The 19158-nt window shown below is 42.3% G+C and carries 18 protein-coding genes; 2 read left to right on the plus strand and 16 right to left on the minus strand.

The features are described 5' to 3' along the window. Nucleotides 1-68: 68 nt before the first annotated feature. The 4 genes from lepB to clpB form a co-directional block, all read right to left on the minus strand. Nucleotides 69-659: a signal peptidase I gene (gene lepB / locus ACIPK1_RS15675; RefSeq protein ID WP_400451291.1), complete on the minus strand. Its 591-nt coding sequence runs from the start codon at nucleotides 657-659 to the stop codon at nucleotides 69-71. A gap of 167 nt (nucleotides 660-826) precedes the next feature. Next, the gene (locus ACIPK1_RS15680; RefSeq protein WP_400451292.1) at nucleotides 827-1780 is read right to left on the minus strand and encodes an ABC transporter ATP-binding protein; all 954 of its coding nucleotides are present in this window, start codon (nucleotides 1778-1780) and stop codon (nucleotides 827-829) included. Next, nucleotides 1777-3318 (minus strand): ABC transporter permease/substrate-binding protein, encoded by a 1542-nt coding sequence (locus ACIPK1_RS15685; protein ID WP_061054205.1) that lies wholly within the window; start codon nucleotides 3316-3318, stop codon nucleotides 1777-1779. Before ACIPK1_RS15685 ends, ACIPK1_RS15680 begins: the two co-directional genes overlap by 4 nt. A gap of 164 nt (nucleotides 3319-3482) precedes the next feature. Next, a complete protein-coding gene (clpB, locus tag ACIPK1_RS15690) occupies nucleotides 3483-6089 on the minus strand; it encodes an ATP-dependent chaperone ClpB (RefSeq protein WP_008380058.1) in 2607 nt (868 codons plus the stop codon). A 308-nt stretch (nucleotides 6090-6397) separates the two neighbouring features. Here clpB and ACIPK1_RS15695 point away from each other — a divergent pair, with 308 nt between their 5' ends. Beyond that, on the plus strand, nucleotides 6398-7924 hold the full coding sequence (locus ACIPK1_RS15695; RefSeq protein WP_034872663.1) for an ABC-F family ATP-binding cassette domain-containing protein: 1527 nt from the start codon (nucleotides 6398-6400) through the stop codon (nucleotides 7922-7924). A gap of 39 nt (nucleotides 7925-7963) precedes the next feature. On the opposite strand, the gene ACIPK1_RS15700 is transcribed toward ACIPK1_RS15695, so the two are convergent. From ACIPK1_RS15700 to ACIPK1_RS15755, 12 genes are all read right to left on the minus strand, one after another. Further along, a complete protein-coding gene (locus tag ACIPK1_RS15700) occupies nucleotides 7964-8995 on the minus strand; it encodes a lysylphosphatidylglycerol synthase transmembrane domain-containing protein (protein WP_016620081.1) in 1032 nt (343 codons plus the stop codon). Between the two features lie 27 nt (nucleotides 8996-9022). Beyond that, on the minus strand, nucleotides 9023-9295 hold the full coding sequence (locus ACIPK1_RS15705; RefSeq protein ID WP_005235800.1) for a DUF1294 domain-containing protein: 273 nt from the start codon (nucleotides 9293-9295) through the stop codon (nucleotides 9023-9025). A 33-nt stretch (nucleotides 9296-9328) separates the two neighbouring features. After that, nucleotides 9329-10237, minus strand: a complete 909-nt coding sequence (locus ACIPK1_RS15710) for a diacylglycerol kinase family protein (RefSeq protein ID WP_016611838.1) — start codon at nucleotides 10235-10237, stop codon at nucleotides 9329-9331. 101 nt (nucleotides 10238-10338) lie between these two features. Further along, on the minus strand, nucleotides 10339-11571 hold the full coding sequence (gene pepT / locus ACIPK1_RS15715) for a peptidase T (protein WP_301389208.1): 1233 nt from the start codon (nucleotides 11569-11571) through the stop codon (nucleotides 10339-10341). Between the two features lie 11 nt (nucleotides 11572-11582). After that, the gene (locus ACIPK1_RS15720; RefSeq protein ID WP_301389207.1) at nucleotides 11583-12701 is read right to left on the minus strand and encodes a Nif3-like dinuclear metal center hexameric protein; all 1119 of its coding nucleotides are present in this window, start codon (nucleotides 12699-12701) and stop codon (nucleotides 11583-11585) included. Beyond that, nucleotides 12698-13393, minus strand: coding sequence for a tRNA (adenine(22)-N(1))-methyltransferase TrmK (locus ACIPK1_RS15725; RefSeq protein ID WP_008380063.1), 696 nt, complete (start codon nucleotides 13391-13393; stop codon nucleotides 12698-12700). Before ACIPK1_RS15725 ends, ACIPK1_RS15720 begins: the two co-directional genes overlap by 4 nt. Nucleotides 13394-13488: 95 nt before the next feature. After that, nucleotides 13489-13947 (minus strand): hypothetical protein, encoded by a 459-nt coding sequence (locus ACIPK1_RS15730; RefSeq protein WP_008380064.1) that lies wholly within the window; start codon nucleotides 13945-13947, stop codon nucleotides 13489-13491. A gap of 23 nt (nucleotides 13948-13970) precedes the next feature. Further along, nucleotides 13971-14903, minus strand: a complete 933-nt coding sequence (gene dnaI / locus ACIPK1_RS15735) for a primosomal protein DnaI (protein WP_016611842.1) — start codon at nucleotides 14901-14903, stop codon at nucleotides 13971-13973. After that, nucleotides 14903-16279, minus strand: a complete 1377-nt coding sequence (locus tag ACIPK1_RS15740) for a replication initiation and membrane attachment family protein (RefSeq protein ID WP_087664101.1) — start codon at nucleotides 16277-16279, stop codon at nucleotides 14903-14905. The genes dnaI and ACIPK1_RS15740 overlap by 1 nt, the downstream gene beginning before the upstream one ends. 13 nt (nucleotides 16280-16292) lie before the next feature. Further along, on the minus strand, nucleotides 16293-16763 hold the full coding sequence (gene nrdR, locus ACIPK1_RS15745) for a transcriptional regulator NrdR (RefSeq protein WP_005226004.1): 471 nt from the start codon (nucleotides 16761-16763) through the stop codon (nucleotides 16293-16295). A 203-nt stretch (nucleotides 16764-16966) separates the two neighbouring features. After that, entirely contained in the window at nucleotides 16967-17608 is a 642-nt protein-coding gene (locus tag ACIPK1_RS15750) for a FusB/FusC family EF-G-binding protein (RefSeq protein ID WP_086316160.1), read from the minus strand. Nucleotides 17609-17854: 246 nt separating this feature from the next. Next, the gene (locus ACIPK1_RS15755; protein WP_008380072.1) at nucleotides 17855-18184 is read right to left on the minus strand and encodes a hypothetical protein; all 330 of its coding nucleotides are present in this window, start codon (nucleotides 18182-18184) and stop codon (nucleotides 17855-17857) included. Nucleotides 18185-18361: 177 nt separating this feature from the next. Here ACIPK1_RS15755 and ACIPK1_RS15760 point away from each other — a divergent pair, with 177 nt between their 5' ends. Beyond that, complete coding sequence (locus tag ACIPK1_RS15760; protein ID WP_016620074.1) at nucleotides 18362-19141, plus strand: ABC transporter ATP-binding protein; 780 nt, start codon at nucleotides 18362-18364, stop codon at nucleotides 19139-19141. The last annotated feature ends 17 nt before the right edge of the window (nucleotides 19142-19158 follow it).

The raw sequence follows: 19158 nt of genomic DNA on the forward strand, positions 1-19158 counted from the left end.
GTAAGATAACAAAAAATCTGAGCCAGAATGAGGTTCATTCTGACCCAGATTTGATTTTGCACAACTCATCAGTCCTTATTGACAAAGAGCCAGAAAAGTTTGATTTGATTCAAAGGCCAAAAACGCAGCAGCACTTTCCCCTCCATTTGATCTTCTGTTACGACCCCGAAACTACGACTGTCCCGAGAGATCAAACGATTGTCTCCCATCACAAAATAGCTGCCTTCAGGAACAGTTACCGTAAAATCGTCGGTAAAGTGTTCTGCACCAGCGGCGATCTGCTGAAACATTTCGCGATAAGAATATTCGTCTTGTAATTGATCGTCCGCAAATTTCTCTTTAAACTCATCTAAATAGGGTTCTTCGTATACTTCTCCATTGATTGTTAGGACATCATCTTTCATCTCAATCGTATCACCGGGTAAACCAATCAGCCGCTTGACAGCAATTTTGCTTGGATCATCTGGTTCAACACATATCACGATGTCTTGGCGGTCATATGAAGAAATTTTTGATGCAATCAAACGCTGCTTATCGGCCAAAGTTGGATCCATAGAATGGCCACTGACTTGAACTGGCGTCAGGACAAACAAACGGATGAGAACCACGGCGACGATAAAGAAAAGCAGTAACCAATTCTCTTTTAGGATTTTTACCATAGCTGCTCTTTCGCTCCTTTACTGCATCTTTTGTCATTATCAAAGCTCGTTTCTGGCATTCTGACAAAAGATATCTTCCTCAATCTTACGTGGAATTTTTACATTGAGCAAGAGAAATCATCGATTTTTAAAAAAATATGACATTTCTAGTGGCCATAAAGAACCTTTTACGTTCGATCACGACTCAAGAAAGCAAACACATCTTTTCGACTTAGACTCCCTACGAGTTTCTGCTCTTCTTCAATCACTACCGTGTCATGAGTTGCAAATAAGGTATACAACTCATTTAAAGTAGTAGATGCAGCGATTTGAGTAGCCACTGGGTTGACTTCATCGCTGAAAAAGTTCATCCGCATCAAATCCCCTGCAGTGACCAGTTTTGCTTCGTCTTCACCGGTCTCTTCAAAAAAACTTTTCACAAAAGCAGTTTTTGGTTGCGAGACAATCACTTCCGGTGTATCACATTGGACGATCTTCCCTTGATTCATGACAGCAATGCGCGTACCTAGTTTTACCGCTTCTTTCATGTTATGCGTGACAAAAATAATCGTCGTCCCAAGCTCTTGGTGCAAATCGAGGACTAACTCCTGTAAGGAATTTCGAGAAATTGGATCAAGAGCACTAAAGGGCTCGTCCATCAGAATAATTTCTGGGTTAGCAGCTAACGCTCTTAAAATCCCGATCCGCTGCTGTTCTCCTCCTGACAACTCTTTAGGCATTCGATGGCGGTATTGCTCTGGGTCAAGTTTGACCTGTGTCAGCAAACGATCCACGGCTTCTGAGCGATCTTTTTTCGACCACCCTAACATCTCTGGGATTACTTCAATATTTTGCTTCACATCCATTGTCGGAAACAGGGCGATTTGTTGGAGAACATACCCCATTTGCCAACGCATTTTTTGGATATTGTATTCTTTGATTCGTTTTTCTTTGAAGTAAATATCGCCATCCGTTGGTTCTGACAACGCGTTGATCATCTTCAAAGTCGTCGTTTTCCCACTCCCAGAAGGACCGACCAAAACAAAGATTTCCCCTTTATTGATGCTCAGATCTAATTGATCGATCACTATTTTTTGATCAAACTTTTTACTGACGTTTTTAAATTCAATAATTGGTGTCATTCTTGTCCCTCCTTAATTAATCCTTCATCTATCAGGAAGGTACGCGCGACTTCTGCTGGATTTTTTCCTTCGACATTGACCTGATAATTCATTTCACTCATTTGTTCTTCGGTGATTTTACCTGCCAGCTTTTCCAATGCACGGACGACTTCTGGATGTTCCTTGGCAAAGGCTTCTTTCATCAAAGGCGCTCCTTGATAAGGTGGAAATAGTTCTTGATCGTCTTCTAGAATAACTAAGCCATATTGACGCAATTCACTGTCCGTGGAATAGGCATCCAGTAGATTGATGTCGCCATTATTGATGGCTTGATAACGCAATGCTGGTTCCATACTTTGGACACTTGGAAAATCTAGCCCATAGAGTTCTTGGATGCCCGCATAACCGTCCGTCCGATCAATGAATTCGAGGGTAAAGCCGGCTTTGATTTGATTTTCGATTTTCTTCAAATCAGAGATCGTGGTTAGTCCATTTTCCTCAGCAAATTCTTTTTTCACAGCCAACGCATAGGTATTTTGATACGCCATCGGCTGAAGCAAGGTCATCTCAAACTGATCCTTTAACAGATTGACTGCTTCGGTATAGGTTTCGTCAGAGTCAAGTTTTTGACTAGCGGTTTTTTCCGGTACATCCACTAAACTCTCCAACACAGTTCCAGTAAATTCTGGATAAATGTCGACTTGGTCATTGTCTAAAGCACTGAATAAGAAAGAAGTTTTCCCAAAGTTAGGTTCCAATTCAACCTGTGCATCAGGATCTTCTTGCTCAATCAATTCTTTGTACATGTTGATCAAGATATCAGGTTCAGACCCTAACTTCCCAGCTATGGTAATGGTTTTCGGCGCGAAAAATCCGCTCTGTGAAAAAGAAACGCCGCCAATCAGCAAGATGATCGCTGCCAGCGTAATCAAGGTATAGCGCGGTTTCAGGTGTTGTAGATAACGGATCAACGTACTGAAAATAATAGCCAGTAAAGCAGACCCGATCGCGCCGATCAACGTTAATTCAGGGGCATTCCGATCGATCCCCAACAAAATAAAGGAACCTAGCCCACCAGCGCCAATCAGAGCGGCTAAAGTCGCTGTTCCGATGATCAAGACCAACGCCGTGCGAATCCCCGAAATAATGACAGGCAAGGCAATCGGCAATTCGACTTTGATCAATCGGCGCATCCGAGACATACCAAATGCCGCCGCAGCTTCTTCGATTGATGGATCGATCTCCGAAAGGCCAATATAGGTATTTTGAAAGATCGGCAATAACGCATAAATAACTAGTGCGATCAACGCAGGCGGCGTTCCGATCCCCACAAATGGAATCAATAAACCTAACAGTGCCAGTGATGGAATCGTTTGTAGCACACTCGTTATTTGTAGGCCGACTTCCGCTGCCCGTTTATGATTAACCAGCCAAATGGCTAACGGGACAGCAATAACGATCGCCACCAGCAGCGCAATGATCGACAATGACAAATGCTCAAAGACAGCTGTCAGCAATTCCCCTTTTCGCTCATTTAACGTTTCAAAAAAAGTATTCATCTTTTCATTCCTCTCCTACTCCATAAGAACAGTATAATCGAAGTGCGAATTTCCTCCAAACAACAAGCAAGAGGAACTTTTTTGTCTTATGTTGAGCGACAAAAAAACGATGGCTACCAATGAAACGGCAACCATCGTTTTGCATTTATCCATTTTTTATCTTTTTATTCCTCGGTAATTGGCGTATTTTCAAAAACCAGCTGTTCGTTCAATAATTCGATCGTGACTTGGGTCTTTGGTAAGACTCTGCCGGCAACGATTTCTTTTGCCAACGGAGTTTCGACTTCTCTCGTGATAAACCGACGTAGAGGTCGCGCACCATACGCTGGCTCATAAGCATTTTCAGCGATCCAGCGTTTGGCTTCTTCAGTGATCGTCAACAGTATATCTTGGACTTCCAGTCGTTGTGACAGCTGTGCGATGATCTTGTCGACGATGCCTGTCACATCGTTTAGACTAAGCGGTGTGAACAAAATCGTGTCGTCGATCCGATTTAAGAATTCTGGTTTAAAATGCCCTCTCAAAAGATTACGGACATTTTCAGCAACGTTTTCTGGGATCGTCCCTTCTGCGGTCACACCATCTAGCAAGACTTGAGAGCCGATATTGCTAGTCATGATCAAGACTGTATTTTTGAAATCAACGACTCGCCCTTTTGAATCTGTCAAACGGCCATCATCAAGCACTTGTAATAAGATATTGAAAACATCAGGATGGGCTTTTTCGATCTCATCCAATAAGACGATCGTGTATGGATTGCGTCGAACAGCTTCAGTCAATTGGCCACCTTCTTCAAACCCTACATAGCCTGGAGGGGCACCGACTAAGCGAGACACCGAATGTTTTTCCATGTATTCGCTCATATCGATCCGAACCATATGCTCTTCTGAATCAAAGAGGTTGACCGCCAACGCTTTCGCTAATTCGGTCTTACCGACGCCGGTCGGACCTAAGAACAAGAAGGAACCTAATGGTCGATTTGGATCTTGCAGGCCAGCTCGTGAACGAATGACGGCATCACTGACGGCATCGACGGCTTCGTCTTGTCCGATCACTCGTTGATGCAAGGTCTCATTTAATTTCAACAGTTTTTCCCGTTCGCCTTCCACTAATTTCGCAACAGGAATCCCTGTCAAACGTCCAACGACTAGGGCAATCTCATTTTCGGTCACTGATTCTTGGACCATCCGAATGCCTTCGTCTTGGTTTTTTTCTTCCAGTTCAGCTAGTTCTTTTTCCAGTTGTGGAATCGTCCCATGACGAAGAACAGCTGCCCGTTCCAAATCATAGTTATTTTCAGCATCTTCCAACTCATGCTTGGCTTTATCGATCTCTGCCCGTTTGTTGGAAACTGCATTGACTTCTTCTTTTTCCGTTTCCCACTGCATTTTCATGGTATTGACTTCTTCACGCAATTCCGCCAATTCTTCTTGTAAAATGCCTAAGCGTTTTTTCGATGCATCATCGGATTCTTTTTTCAGTGCGGCTTCTTCGATCTCTAGTTGCATCAAACGACGGGTAACTTGGTCGAGCTCAGTAGGCATCGAATTCATTTCCACCCGAATCGTGGCACTTGCTTCATCGATCAAATCGATGGCTTTGTCTGGTAAAAAGCGGTCCGTGATATAACGGTCAGATAAGGTAGCCGCTGCAACAAGCGCGTTGTCATGGATGTTGACGCCATGATGGATCTCGAACCGTTCTTTCAACCCACGTAAAATTGAGATCGTGTCTTGAACGGTTGGTTCCTGTACCAGCACTTTTTGGAAACGACGTTCCAAAGCTTTATCCTTTTCCATGTATTGACGGTATTCATCAAGGGTGGTTGCGCCAATCGTATGCAATTCTCCCCGTGCCAGCATTGGTTTCAGTAAGTTTCCAGCATCCATGCTGCCTTCCGTCTTACCAGCACCTACAATATTGTGGATCTCATCAATAAAGAGAATGATGCGTCCATCGGCTTTTTTCACTTCTTGTAAGACAGCTTTCAAACGCTCTTCAAATTCACCTCTGAATTTAGCACCTGCGATCAAGGCACCCATATCCAGAGAAAAGATCGTTTTGTCTTTTAGGTTTTCTGGGACGTCTTTTCGCACGATCCGTTGTGCCAATCCTTCAACGATGGCTGTTTTACCAACTCCTGGTTCACCAATCAAAACGGGATTGTTTTTTGTCTTCCGAGAAAGGATGCGAATCACATCACGAATTTCTTCGTCTCGTCCGATAATTGGGTCCATTTTTCCGCTGCGGACTTGTTGCACCAGGTCAACGCCGTATTTTTCTAATGCTTTGTATTGTTCTTCTTGATTTTGTGAGGTCACACGATCCCCTCCTCTTAATGTTTCGATCGTTTGCTTGATTTCTTTCGCAGTGATTCCTTGTTTCTTTAAATACACCGTCAATGGATGATTTTTCAATTTCATCAACGCATAAAGGACGATTTCTGTGGAAAGATACTCGTCTTGAAATTCATTTTTTAATTGATCTGCCTCAGACAAAAGATGAAACAGATTTTGACTCATAGATTGACCATAACGAACATTTCCTCCTTCAACCGAAGGCAGTTCATCTAATAGTCGGTCGACTTCTTTTTCAAAAGCATCGACATCGAGACCTGTGTCCGTGTAAAAATTGCGGCCGAATTGATTGGCTTGCAATAAAATCTTCCATAAATGTGGAATATCAATTTCTTGATGGTGACGGGTCATGGCAATCTGCTGGGCTTCAGCGATAGCACTTTGTAATGTAGTCGTCATTTTTTCTGGGTTCATACTTTTCCCTCCCAAAATGGTAGTCAGAAAATAAGTACACTGCAAGCAGTATGCTTTTTTCTACTCTTTTATTATACAACGTTGGTCAGTAATGGTCAAAAGATTTCCCTCGAACATCAAGATTTTTTTCAGTATTCTTTCATGAAAATTGACAGATGGGAAGCAGCAATGGTATGCTAGGTCCTGATTGGTCAGGAACAATCGATTTTCCTGATCGTTTTGATCGCTCTTTGGCGATTTTTATTCAGTAAGATTATCTACTTAGCTGTAACGTCTACTGTTTACAGCTTTTTTATATGGAGGAAATGATGTTAACATTAACGAATATTAGCCAACAATTTGGCGACAAATTGCTTTACGAAGACGTTTCCGTTCAAATCAACCGTGGTGAAAAAGTCGGTTTGATTGGACGGAACGGCGCTGGCAAAAGTACTTTAATCAAAATCATTACAGGAGAAATTCTCCCCGATGATGGCTTCGTCCAATTTCCGAAAAATTTGAAAATGGGCTATTTGGATCAATACGTCAATGTTGATGAAACGCAATCAATCCGTGATTTTTTGCGCTCTGCCTTTGCAGAAGACTTCGAAAAAGAACAACAGATTGCCGATCTTTATACTTCTTATGGCGAAAGCCTCGACGATAAGCTTTTAGAAAAAGCGGGCGAATTGCAAAATCAATTGGATCAAGGAAATTTCTACCAAATGGATACATTGATCGATGATTTAGCAGAAGGGTTAGGTATTTCGGTTCTCGGAATGGATACCCCCCTCGCTTCTTTAAGTGGTGGTCAACGCTCAAAACTGATCTTGGCAAAAATGCTGCTAGAAAAACCCGACATGCTGATTTTAGATGAACCGACCAACCACTTAGATGATGAGCACATCAAATGGCTGGTTGAGTTTTTACAGGACTTTACCGGTACCTATTTAGTCGTTTCTCATGATCGTCAATTCCTTAACGAAATCACGACCCATATCATTGATATCGAATTTGGCAAGCTTTCTAAGTATACGGGGAATTTGGACAAAGCATTAAAACTAAAAACGCTGCAAAATGAAAGCTATATGAAGCAATACGAAGCACAACAAGAGCATATCAAGAAAACCGAAAGCTATATTCGTAAATACAAAGCTGGTTCTCGTTCAACGATGGCAAAGAGTCGTGAAAAACAGTTGGCAAAAATTGATCGTTTGACCCCACCGCAAGATGTCCCTAAACCCCATTTAGGATTTGATTTGGCACCAATCGTTACCACCTTGGCCTTGGAAACCACCAATCTAGTCATTGGATACGACCAAAAGCCATTACTCTCCCCGATCAACCTAACGATCCGCTATGGCGAAAAAATTGCTATACGGGGATTTAATGGGATCGGTAAATCAACATTGATCAAAACGATTCTTGGTGTGATCCCAGCAATTGAGGGATCCGTTTCTTACCCACAGCATACAAAATTCAATTACTTTTCTCAAGACCTTGACTGGGAATATCCATTGCAGACCCCTCTTCAATACCTTGAGGATCTTTTTCCGAAGGCCACCAACAAAGAATTGCGACGGCAACTTTCTCGGGCAGGTTTACCTAGCCAATTAGCCCAGGAAGAATTGAAGCTATTAAGTGGTGGTGAACAGACAAAAGTCAAACTAGCCGAAATGATGTTGATCAAAAGTAACTTCTTGATTCTTGATGAACCGACCAACCATATCGATCAAGATACGAAAAACAATTTGGAAGAAACCCTAGCGGCCTTTCCTGGAACAGTTTTGATCGTTTCCCATGAAGGCGAGTTTTATGAATCCTTTGTTGATCGGATCATTGATTTGAAAGACTAAAAAAACACGCTTATCCTCTATTCGAAGATAAGCGTGTTTTTAACTTTCCACTTTTTCTTTTCTTAATTCAGTCAACTCTTGGCTAATATCTTTGCGTTTTTCTTTCATTACATAAGCAAAACCAATTATGAAGGGCCAAATGAATGTTGCTAAACGGTACAGTAGCATGGAAGACGCAGCATCGACCGTGCCAACTAATGGACCAAAAAGCAGCATATAAATAAATTCAAATGATCCGATCCCTGCCGGTGTTGGAATCACCCCGGACAAGACGACGGCAAAACTGATGAAGGATAACGTCAACAAGAAATCGATCTCTGGATGCTGCACAACAAGAATCACATAAGGAATCACATACCAAGGCAGCATCTTCAAAAGATTCCACAAATAGATACGCAAGAAAGCGGTGCGGTCGGTAATGATCGCATTGACTGTTTCTCGTAAAGAATAAATTTGGGTGTTGCATTTGTCAACGATTCCTCTTAATGTCGCACTTTTGAACAGCTTATTGCTGACGATCACGAAAAAGACTTGAATGTTGATGCTGACCGAAAGTGCTAACAAAGCGGCAATGATCAAAAAAACGAGTACGATCCCCGCTAAAATTACCCAAATCATATTGGGTGCATTGTCATAGAATAGCGAAAATTGAATGATCAACCCAGCGATTGCATAAGTCAATATGGCGAACTTATACATCACCATGTGTAAGGTGGTGACCCCAACGCCCTGTGACAACTGCAAGCCATTTTTACGGTAAAAATTCACCTCTGAGATTAAGGTGCCTGCCCCAAACGTCACAATCCGATAAAAACCACTGTAACAGACGGTCAGAAACCCCGCCTTGGTTGTGAATTCCGGTTGGAAAGTCACGGCAATCTCTTTGACTGTTCGTCCTTCAATCACTAGGTACAATGTGCCAAGCCCCATAACCAGTAAGACGACGAGAAAGCTGGTCTCTCTTAGCCCCGCCAAAATATCCATCATCGAGTTACGGACAAAAAAATACATCACACCCAGAATCCCTACTAGTAAAAGTAAATTAAGGGCGAACTTCACTTTAGTTTTCATATTAACTCCTTGCTTGTTATACCGAATTTATGCAAAAAAGACCATCAGCAGGATAGCAAAAACGGTGCCAAAAGCAAAAAAGAGGTGAAACTTCTTCTTTCTTGTTTTGTGGCGAAATACGCGTTGCGCAATTAAACCGCCTAATCCTCCGCCAATCGCCCCCATAAAAAGGAGATTTGCTTCGGGAACCCGCCAACCTTGTTTCACTGCCTGATATTTATCATACCCCATCAGACAGAAAAGATAAAGATTGACTGCAATTAAATAAAACCACAATGGATTGTAAATCAGTGCATTCATCCATTTCCTCCATATGATTGATCGTAGGGATCATTATTTTGATTCTTGTGCTTCTTCAGGTACCAGCATCGTCAAACCATGTTTGATAACTTTCATCTCAATCGGTAGATCATCCGTTGGGTCGCCATCGGTTCGAGTATGAACCGTTTTTTCTTTGGCCTTTATTGAGACCTTTGCGGCAGTGAAATATTCAACACTTGGTACTTTGGCAATTCTACCACGAATAATTCTTGGTAAATACAAAATAAATCGTAAAATATTCAGTTTTGGCAAAAGAATGATATGAAACAATCCGTCATCAGGCTTTGCTTCTTCATCGAAGTTCTTAAACCCACCTGCTGAATTCGACATGACGATCGTCAGTAATTGAGTTTTCCCCTGCCATTTCCGTTCGTCAGCAATGACTTCTAATTTGTATTGTTTCTTTTTGATCAACAGATGAATGAACCGTTTCATAAACGCTAACGGCCCATATTGCTGTTTTTCTTCTTGGGAAGTGGCTGCGGCGGTATCTGCCAGAAGACCAATGGTCATGGTCGAGATCATGACTTGATCATTGACCGTCCCGTAGTCGATCGATCGCTCAACCCCCGTTAAGATCGTCTCGAAGGCCTCTTCGGGCTTCACCGGTATCCCCAACATTCTGGCAAAATTATTTACGGTTCCACCAGGAATGATGCCGACCTTCAACACATCTAACTTTTCTTTAAAGGTTTGCAATCCATGATGGATCGTCCCATCTCCACCAATGATCACAATCGTATCGACTGCGTGTTTTTCGGCAGCCTCTCGAACGTCTTTGGGATCGACGTCTGGATTTGAGGCCTGCAAGAACGCTTGATGCTCTTCGCCTTGTTCTTTCACATAGGCTTGGAATTTTTCTGCTGTTTCTTTTGCTTCACTTTTCCCCGCTGTATCATTGTATAAAACGAGAATTTTCATCCTATTCACATCCTAAAAAGGCCGGGTCTTACGCAAGACCTGCGTGAAGAGTTCCCAGCCCAAGAGTTTTTCATTTATTCCAACAAATCAAAAATCAACGTTTATGCTTGAGCATTCAGTTCGGCGATTTTCACAATCACATCGGTCGCTTTCATCATTGATTGTAGTGAGACGAACTCATAACGTCCGTGCATATTTTCTCCACCAGCAAAGATATTCGGTGTTGGAATCCCTAAATAGGAGATTTTCGAGCCATCGGTTCCACCACGAACAGGTTCTGTGATCGGAGTGATTCCCACTGCTTCCATCGCATCTTTTGCTAGATCAATGATACTCATATCTTTTTCGATGATTTCTTTCATGTTGTAGTATTGATCATATAGATGAACGTGTACTCTCGGTTCATCAAAGCGGGCATTCAAGCTTTCTTGAACCGCTAGTAATTGTGCTTTTCTTTCTTCAAAACGGGTCCGGTCATGGTCTCGAATAATGTATGCCATTTTCGCTTCTTCTACTGAGCCGCTGAGACTCATCAAATGGAAGAACCCTTCTGTCCCTTCGGTTTTCTCAGGAACTTCATCAGCCGGTAGCGCATTTTGAAAATCGACTGCTAGTTGCAAAGCGTTGATCATGGTGTCTTTAGCAGTTCCAGGGTGGACATTTTTTCCTTGGATCGTAATTTCAGCTTGCGCCGCATTAAAGGTCTCGTATTGCAATTCTCCTACTGGACCGCCATCCATTGTATACGCAAAATCAACATTGAAATCTTCAACATCGAATTTATCTGCACCAACCCCAATTTCTTCATCAGGGCCAAATGCGACTTTGATTTCCCCATGTTTGATCGTTGGGTTTTTAAGTAAAATTTCCATGGCTGTCATGATTTCTGCAATACCTGACTTATCATCAGAACCTAATAAAGTAGTACCATCAGTAGTGATCAAGGTTTCCCCAGCATAATTTTTTAAATTCGGAAAATCTTTTGTGTTTAATGTGTATTTTCCTTCTTTATCTAATTTAATGGTTGATTCGCCATCGTAATTTTCGATGATCTGCGGATCAACATTCTCTGCATTAAAATCGGCGGTATCCATATGGGCGATAAAACCGATGGAGCGTACGTCATGATCCACGTTACTTGGTAATGTTGCGATCACAAAACCATTTGATTCATTGTAATGAACATCGCTTAATCCTAATTCTTCAAGTTCTTTTTGCAGTTCTTTGGCAAACGCGACCTGTGTTTGGGTAGAAGGTGTTGTCGTGCTTGTCGCATCAGAGCGAGTTTCTGTTTTTACATAATTCAAAAAGCGAGGCAATAAATTTTCGTACATAAAAGATTCTCCTATCTATAGTCAAATGGATTTGTTGAAGTGGTGGAAGGAACAAAGGTCACAGCCCAGTTCTCTTCTGCTTTCCACTGGTTGAATTTCTCAATAAACCGAGGAATACATTCCTTTTCGATATTGTGCCCTGGATCGATCCCAATCAACCCATTGGCTTGCATGTCATGGGCGAAATGGTAACTGATATCGCCAGTGATGTACACATCCGCTTGATGGCGTAAAGCATCCGAATAAAACGATTGGCCACTGCCGCCGCAAATGGCGATTCGCTGAATTTTTTCAGGTGCACCAGGAAAGCTGACGAGGCGTAAAGCAGTCAAACCAAAGCGCTCTTTGACACGTTCGACAAACTGATCAAGGGAAAGAGGCTCAGCGAGGTTGCCAACCCGTCCGATTCCATAGGTTTTCGGCAAATTGTCTAAGGCATACAGATCATAAGCTGGCTCTTCGTAAGGATGAGCAGCGATCATTGCCGAAAGCACCTTTTTCTCGATCGTTTCTGGAAAAATGACTTCGATCTTCGCTTCTTGCACCTGTTCTTCTTTTCCGATCTCACCAATGGCAGGATGTGCCGCTTGCTGTGGCGTAAAGCGACCGGTGCCAATCAAGGAATAGCTGGTATTTTGGTAATTGCCTTGCTGACCAGCACCTGCTTTACCTAATGCCTTTCGTAACGCTGGTGCCGATTCAACAGGGGTAAAAACAGCTAGCTTCTTCATTTTTACTTGATGGGTTTGCTTCAAATACGTGTCGGGTTCAACTTCTAATAGTTCACAAAACCAATCGTTCAAACCATCTTCAATAATATCCATATTGGTGTGGGCGGCGTAAACGGCAATATCATGCTTGACGAGATCCATTAGCATCTTTTGTTGTGGATCATCTGTCAGCAAGCGGTTCAAAGGCCGAAAGATCGGTGGGTGTTTGGCAATGATCAAGTCGATCTTTTTCTCGATGGCTTCTGCAACCACTTCTGGACGTACATCAAGAGTCATCATGACTCGCTCGAGCGGTTTGTTTAATGTGCCAACATGTAGACCAACAGGATCGCCTTCTTCTGCCAACCACAAAGGGCAGTATGCTTCAAAGCGTTTGATAAATTCTTGACCAGAAATCATGCCAACACCTCCTTGATCCATTCGATCTGATCCTTTAATTCATTGATTTTTTCAGCAGGTGGTTCTTTGGCTTTCTCTAACTCTTTAATGACGCGTTGTCGTTGCTTTAATTCATGTTGCCATTTTTTAAGGAAAACTGGATTTTTTTCTTTTAATAAAAAAGGACCAAAAAATAATTGCTGGGACGTATACGTCGTTTTTCCAGTTTCCGCAACGATAATTTCATAGTTTTTGTCGTTTTCTTCTAAAAGTACTTCATGAATGATTATAAAGTTGTTGCTAACGAGCCATTCTCGCAAAGTCCGTTCCCCAACATTCGGTTGTAAGACCAAGCGTTTGACTCCCGCTAAGCGATTTTTCCGGCTACCTTCTTCTAAAATCGAACGTATCAGTGTGCCGCCCATTCCAGCAATGACAACGGTGTCGATGTTGTCTTCAGGTTGAATCGCGTCCAGTCCATCTGCCAAGCGAACCACGATTTTATCAGCTAACCCGTTCTTACGCACTTGTTTGCTGGCAGAATCATAAGGTCCTTGAACAACTTCTCCAGCTACAGCATAAGAGATTTTGTTCTGCAGCATCAATGCTACAGGCAAGTAAGCATGGTCGGAACCGATGTCGGCGAAACGTGCTTGGTCGGGAATTTGTTCGCCCACGCAAGCCAAACGATCCGATAATGCATGTTCGTTCATATTGTCACTCCTTCTTTTGTAGTATAACACGCTTTCCATAAATAGAAAAAAATGTGCGTCTTGACTGTGGTGCCATTGCCAAGGCGCACATTGCATTAATCGTTCACTAATTCAACCTTTTGGATCGAGTTGCCCGGAATTTGAGGCGGGATCGACATCGTCATGATCGGTATGCCTTGCAACGTCACCTGGACGGTAGCACCTTCCGTCAATTCCTCCAGATCTCCTGAATAAGCCTCGACTGGGACATGTAGGATGACCCCATCATTTTGAAAACTTTGGACGACTTGATCGTCATCTTCCACTGCCGCCACCTCTTTCAAAAAGAGTGAAAAGGTATCATCCGATCCTGCTATTGCATCTTCTTGGATAACACCAGTAAAAATTGCGGCTGTTTCCGTTTCTGATGTACTATTTGATACGGAACTGGTCTGCTCGCTAGTTTCAGAAGTTCCAGTCTCCCCATTTGCAGCGCTGTTTCCCTGATTGCCGCAAGCTGTTAAAAGCAGCATTGCTGCAAAGGATAATCCTATTATTACCTGTTTTGTCATCATCTTCTTCCTCCAGTAATAGTCAGTTATTGGCCATCATTTCGTCGGTTTTTACCAGTCATTTGAATTTCTTGTGTCAAATAACGGATACGTTCCATAATGCGCTTGGCTTTTAATGGTTCGGATTCACCTCGTTGCGTCACCGAAAGATGCTGTTCTAACTCATGCATAGTAAAATTCGAAGTAAAAAAGGTCGGCAGTTGTTCTTGCATGCGGTATTGCAATATGACACCGAAGACTTCGTCGCGAATCCAGCTGCTCATCGCATCAGCACCGATATCATCCATCATCAAAATTGGGGCTTTTTTCACTGCATTCAGCTTGTCCCCCACTTGATCTTTGCCGATTGCTTGTTTCATCTCTACCGCAAATGTTGGAAAGTGGACAAGTGTCGTTGTATACCCCGCCTCTGCTAAATCTCTGGCGATTGCTCCAAGCAGGTAAGTCTTGCCAATCCCAAAACTTCCTACAAAGTAAAGGCCTTTATGAAATTCTTGCGGATTCGCTGTCAACTCACTAATAAAATCAACGGCGGCTGCGATAGCCTCCATTCGTCCAGGCGTTTGCTGATAATCTGCAAAGCTCGCTTCTTGAATATCTTTAGGCATATCCATCGCTTTGATGCGACTGCGGATCTCTTCTTGTTTCTGGTAAGCCAGTAACTCTTTGGTTGGCACATAAGTGACATCAATAAAATGAAAATTTAACGCTAAGCGTGGTTCATAGCCCGGTGCGATCATGGATGGATCATTGATGCGGAATTTCCGCTTTTCTTGAACGAACTCATACAGTTTCGCATAGCTTTTTTGAATATCCGCTTCGGTCAATGCTTCTTCATTTTCGGCAATAAACGCTTTGACATCAGGATCTTGCAAAACTTCTGCCATCATTGATGAAAACTGATCACGGTAATTGCGTTTATCCAATAATTTCCCTAAGTTTTTTCCAACATCTTCCATTACTTGTCACCAGCTTTCTTATGCAAGTAGTTTTGCAGTTTTTTATCTAATTCTGCTTGTCGCTCTGGCGTTAATGCTGTCTCTTCCACTGGTTTTTCAGCCCAAGAAGGCAGCTTTTCTTCGCGAATGATTTTTTTGCCGCTTGTTTGTGGTCGGCTGCGTTTTTCCTTGGCACTTCGAACAAGGCTCCGAACATGCTTGATCGCATCTTCTGCCGTACCGATTTTTAATTCTGACCACTGGGCGGCAATATTATTTACATAATTTCCGGATAAAGCGGCATTGTTTTGGACTACTAAAACGTAATGAACCAGAACATTGATCACACTATTCGGCAATGGTGATCGTTCGACAAGGCTTTTGATCAACCATTGTTCTGAATCGGTCATAAAACTGTTTTTCTCCGCTTTGATCGCTTTTAGAAAGGCGATCGGCGCATTATTTTCACTTTCTTGAATCAATAATACATCATTTTCCGAAAAACCATTCTGCTTCAATGTATTGAAGCGCCGCAACTGGCTTTCTGCTTGAGGATCTTCTCTTGTCGATGTTTTCGTGAAGGTCTGCCGCGATTTTTTCATGATCGCTTGTTCCAACTTCTTCTGATCGACCTCTCCTGTTGTCAAAGAAACATTGTCCGCCATCAAATCCAACAATTCCAACACATCATAGCCGTATAAGGAATGATATAGAACTAACTTTTGTCGAAAACTCGGCGTGAAATTAGCGGCACGGATATACCGACGTTGCGCTTCATATAAAAGAAAGTCCCAATCTAACTGCTTTTCGTCAAGCACCAAGTTTGCATTGGATTCTTGAAAAGAATTACTGACTGCCTGTAACGTTTCTTCATGAGAGGCGAAACGAGCGGTATTTAACCCATAGGCAACTGAGAAGGATTGGGTCACTTCCTGATAATCGGTTAAAGAACATTGCTTTGGTTGATACAGCTTGACCAGCTGATTAAATTTACGCTCCCCGACTCTTTCCAACAAAAGATAGGTATACAATTCATCTTGAAAAAACGCTGCCGGATGAACCGGTTCTTGCAGCCAATACAGATAGGAGGATCCGTTTTGCAAATCTGCTTTTTCATATGATTTCAGCAAGCCGATACCTTCTAGGTTTTGCTTGGCTTTTATGAAGCGAGGCATTCCGACATTCATGGCATTCAAGATATCTAGATGCACGGTCGTCATCGACTCCTCGCCAGAAATGCTTTGGGCTTGGACATCGCTTGCTAGTGTCAAATACAACGCTAAAGCATCACTTTCAATAATTGGTTGATACAAATAAATGAGGGCGTCTTTCCCTTCCGTTGTAAGTGGACGGCTTTTGAACACTTTGTACGATTGATTCGGTAAACTATTGCCCACTTGTTGTCCCCCTCTATTCTTGTGGTTCTTTCGCTTTTTCGACGATGTCTTGTAGTTCTTTTAAGAAAACTGACATGTCTTTAAACTGGCGGTATACACTGGCAAAACGGATATAAGCGATCTCGTCTAAATCAACTAGATCTTCCATCACATACTCACCAATTTGTGTCGTAGATATTTCATTTTCACCAAGAGCACGGACACGACTTTCCACATGATCGACGATTGTTTCCATCTGATCCATTGTCACTGGTCGTTTTTCAGCAGAACGAATCAAGCCCCGTAAAATTTTTTCTCGGTTGAATTCTTCACGGGCACCATTTTTCTTGATCACAAGCAAGGGTGCCTCTTCAATACGTTCAAATGTTGTAAAGCGATAGCCGCAATTTTCGCACTCACGACGACGGCGAATCACACGTCCATCATCGGCTTGTCGACTATCAACTACCCTCGAATTGTTATGATGACATTTTGGACATTGCATAGTTCCACCTCATTTTCTCTCTTATGCGCTTACGTTTTCACGTAAAGTCATCGGTTTCTATGATTAATTATAACATGAAATCCATTGGTACAATAGCCAAAGTGGTTTATTCTGTTCATTTAATACAAAATTTAAATAATGCTATAACTGTTGTTTTTTTCAATGAGAAAAAACGGCAGAAAGATTTCTGCCGTTTCATTTCGTTATTTATCTTTCATTTGCAGCAAAGAAACAAAATCATGCAAATTTGCTGGCTGTTCCAACTGCTGATTGCACCTTTGGCTATCACGGCAAATATAATTCCCGCGTTTCGTATATGTTCCATCGCCGTTGCTCTTGGTCAAAGAAAGAAACATCGACACATTTCCTTCATGCTGGCACAAGGGACAGATCCCTTTTTTGACCTCGGTTGACACATGACCGTGAAGTCCTGTAAATCCCTGCTCAGTGGCTATGATCATAAACTTGCTTTGACTACCGATATCATCCCAAGCAAGATAAGTGGTCTCTTTTAAATCAACGGAAGCAAAATCAGGTATTTTCAGTTTTTTTACTTTCCGAAACATTTTTTCAATTTGTTTTGTTGTCGGCACCTGAAAGGGTCGGACGTACTCTTTGAGTTCTGTTAACAGCTCATTGCTGCGACTGATCGTCATCCCCTGTTGAAAGAAAGCAGCTAAAATTTCACGTGGTGCTGTTTCTTCTTCAGGAAAAAAATGTTCTATGGCGTCTTTGGTCATCGTTTCAACCGTTTTGATCGTTCGAGGATCATTCACCGATTGATAGGTTCGAACTAATTGGTATACTTGATGTTTAATTGAATGAAATTGGTAAGGTTCGATCATAAAAAAGCCTTCTTTCTAATTTTCCGTTTCCTATTGCGGCTGTTCTACTTTCTTGACAGTCGTACACAATGCATAAATAAGCATTTGATGACCACCTCCCAATTTCTTTGCTTCTCTCTATGCGATCTTAATGGATTATAATGAGATGTTGAGCAATTGTCAACTGAGCAGTAGTCTCTTGACTCTTCATCCACTCTGGTTAACAAAAAAATGCCTCGTCTAGAAGACGAAGGCATCCGTGTTCAGTTATAATTTATCTTCAATTCCAGTATAATGCTTCAGCTGGTCTGCATCTCGACGATCGGCAGAAGAAATTTTATTGGCATCAGGATTTTCAGCTCGCAACAATTCTTCACTGCTGACATTTTCTGGGGTAGTTCGATCATTGCGGGCATCGCGCTCGTCATTTTGATCTTCTAATTCATTGACTCTTTTTTGATCGTGCTCTTTCTTGATCTGACCTTCGTGTGCTTGTTCTTTCCCAGAATGGGCAAGTTCTTCATTATTGGTCCACTCACCGATTTTTTCTTTAGCCTTGCCAACGATCACATCTTTTTCGTCTTTAAAAGTACCCATAGTTATCATCCCTCCTGTATAGTTTCATCATAACAAGCATTCTGAATTCTGACAAAAGATATGAATGCGATACCAAACAGTCAGCAAAATGTTTTTCTTTATGCTATAATATGAGCGATTATTTTCTGAATATTCTTACAACTGGAGGTGAAGAACCTGTTTAAGGTTCGACAATAGATGACAATCCTCGATTTCCAACAGGTTTCATTCGTTCGCGACAAGAACTATTTATTAAAAGCGATCAATTGGCAAGTGAAAAAAAATGAGCATTGGGTGATTTTAGGTCTGAATGGTGCTGGCAAAAGTTTATTACTCCAAATGATCACGGGAAGTTTATGGCCTTCTTCTGGTCAACGAACGGTCTTAGGTGAGCGTTACGGAAAAACGTCTGTGCCCGATCTTCAACGGCGCATTGGTTGGGTCAGTTCAGCGCTGCAAAGCAAGTTTTATGGTCGCGATCTTGCCGAAGAGATCGTTCTTTCGGGGCTTTATTCCAGTATTGGTCTTTATGAGTCCTATGAAGAAGAGCAGCTGATCCAAGCAAAAGCGCTTTTGACTGACTTAGGTTTGTCGCATTTGATCAATCGTTCCTATCACGTCCTTTCTCAAGGGGAAAAACAATTTGTCATGATCGCACGGGCCATGATGGCACAACCAGAGATCCTGATTTTGGACGAACCTTGTACGGGCCTTGATCTATTTGCGCGAGAAGAACTGCTAACCCGTCTGGAGGCTTTTTCACAACTGCCGAATACGCCGACTCTTCTTTACGTTACCCATCATACAGAAGAGCTACTACCGATTTTCACTCATTTGCTGATGTTAAAAAACGGCAAAGTCCACGCCGCTGGTCAACGAGAGACGATTTTTACTGAGGAGGTTCTCACCTCTTTTTATGATCAGCCGATCGTTCTTCACCCCTTTTCCAGCAATCGCGTGATCGTGACCCCAAAATAAATCAGGGCTGGTACTTT

This window comes from Enterococcus sp. NPDC086594, assembly GCF_044746145.1.
Taxonomy (GTDB): domain Bacteria; phylum Bacillota; class Bacilli; order Lactobacillales; family Enterococcaceae; genus Enterococcus_D; species Enterococcus_D entomosocium.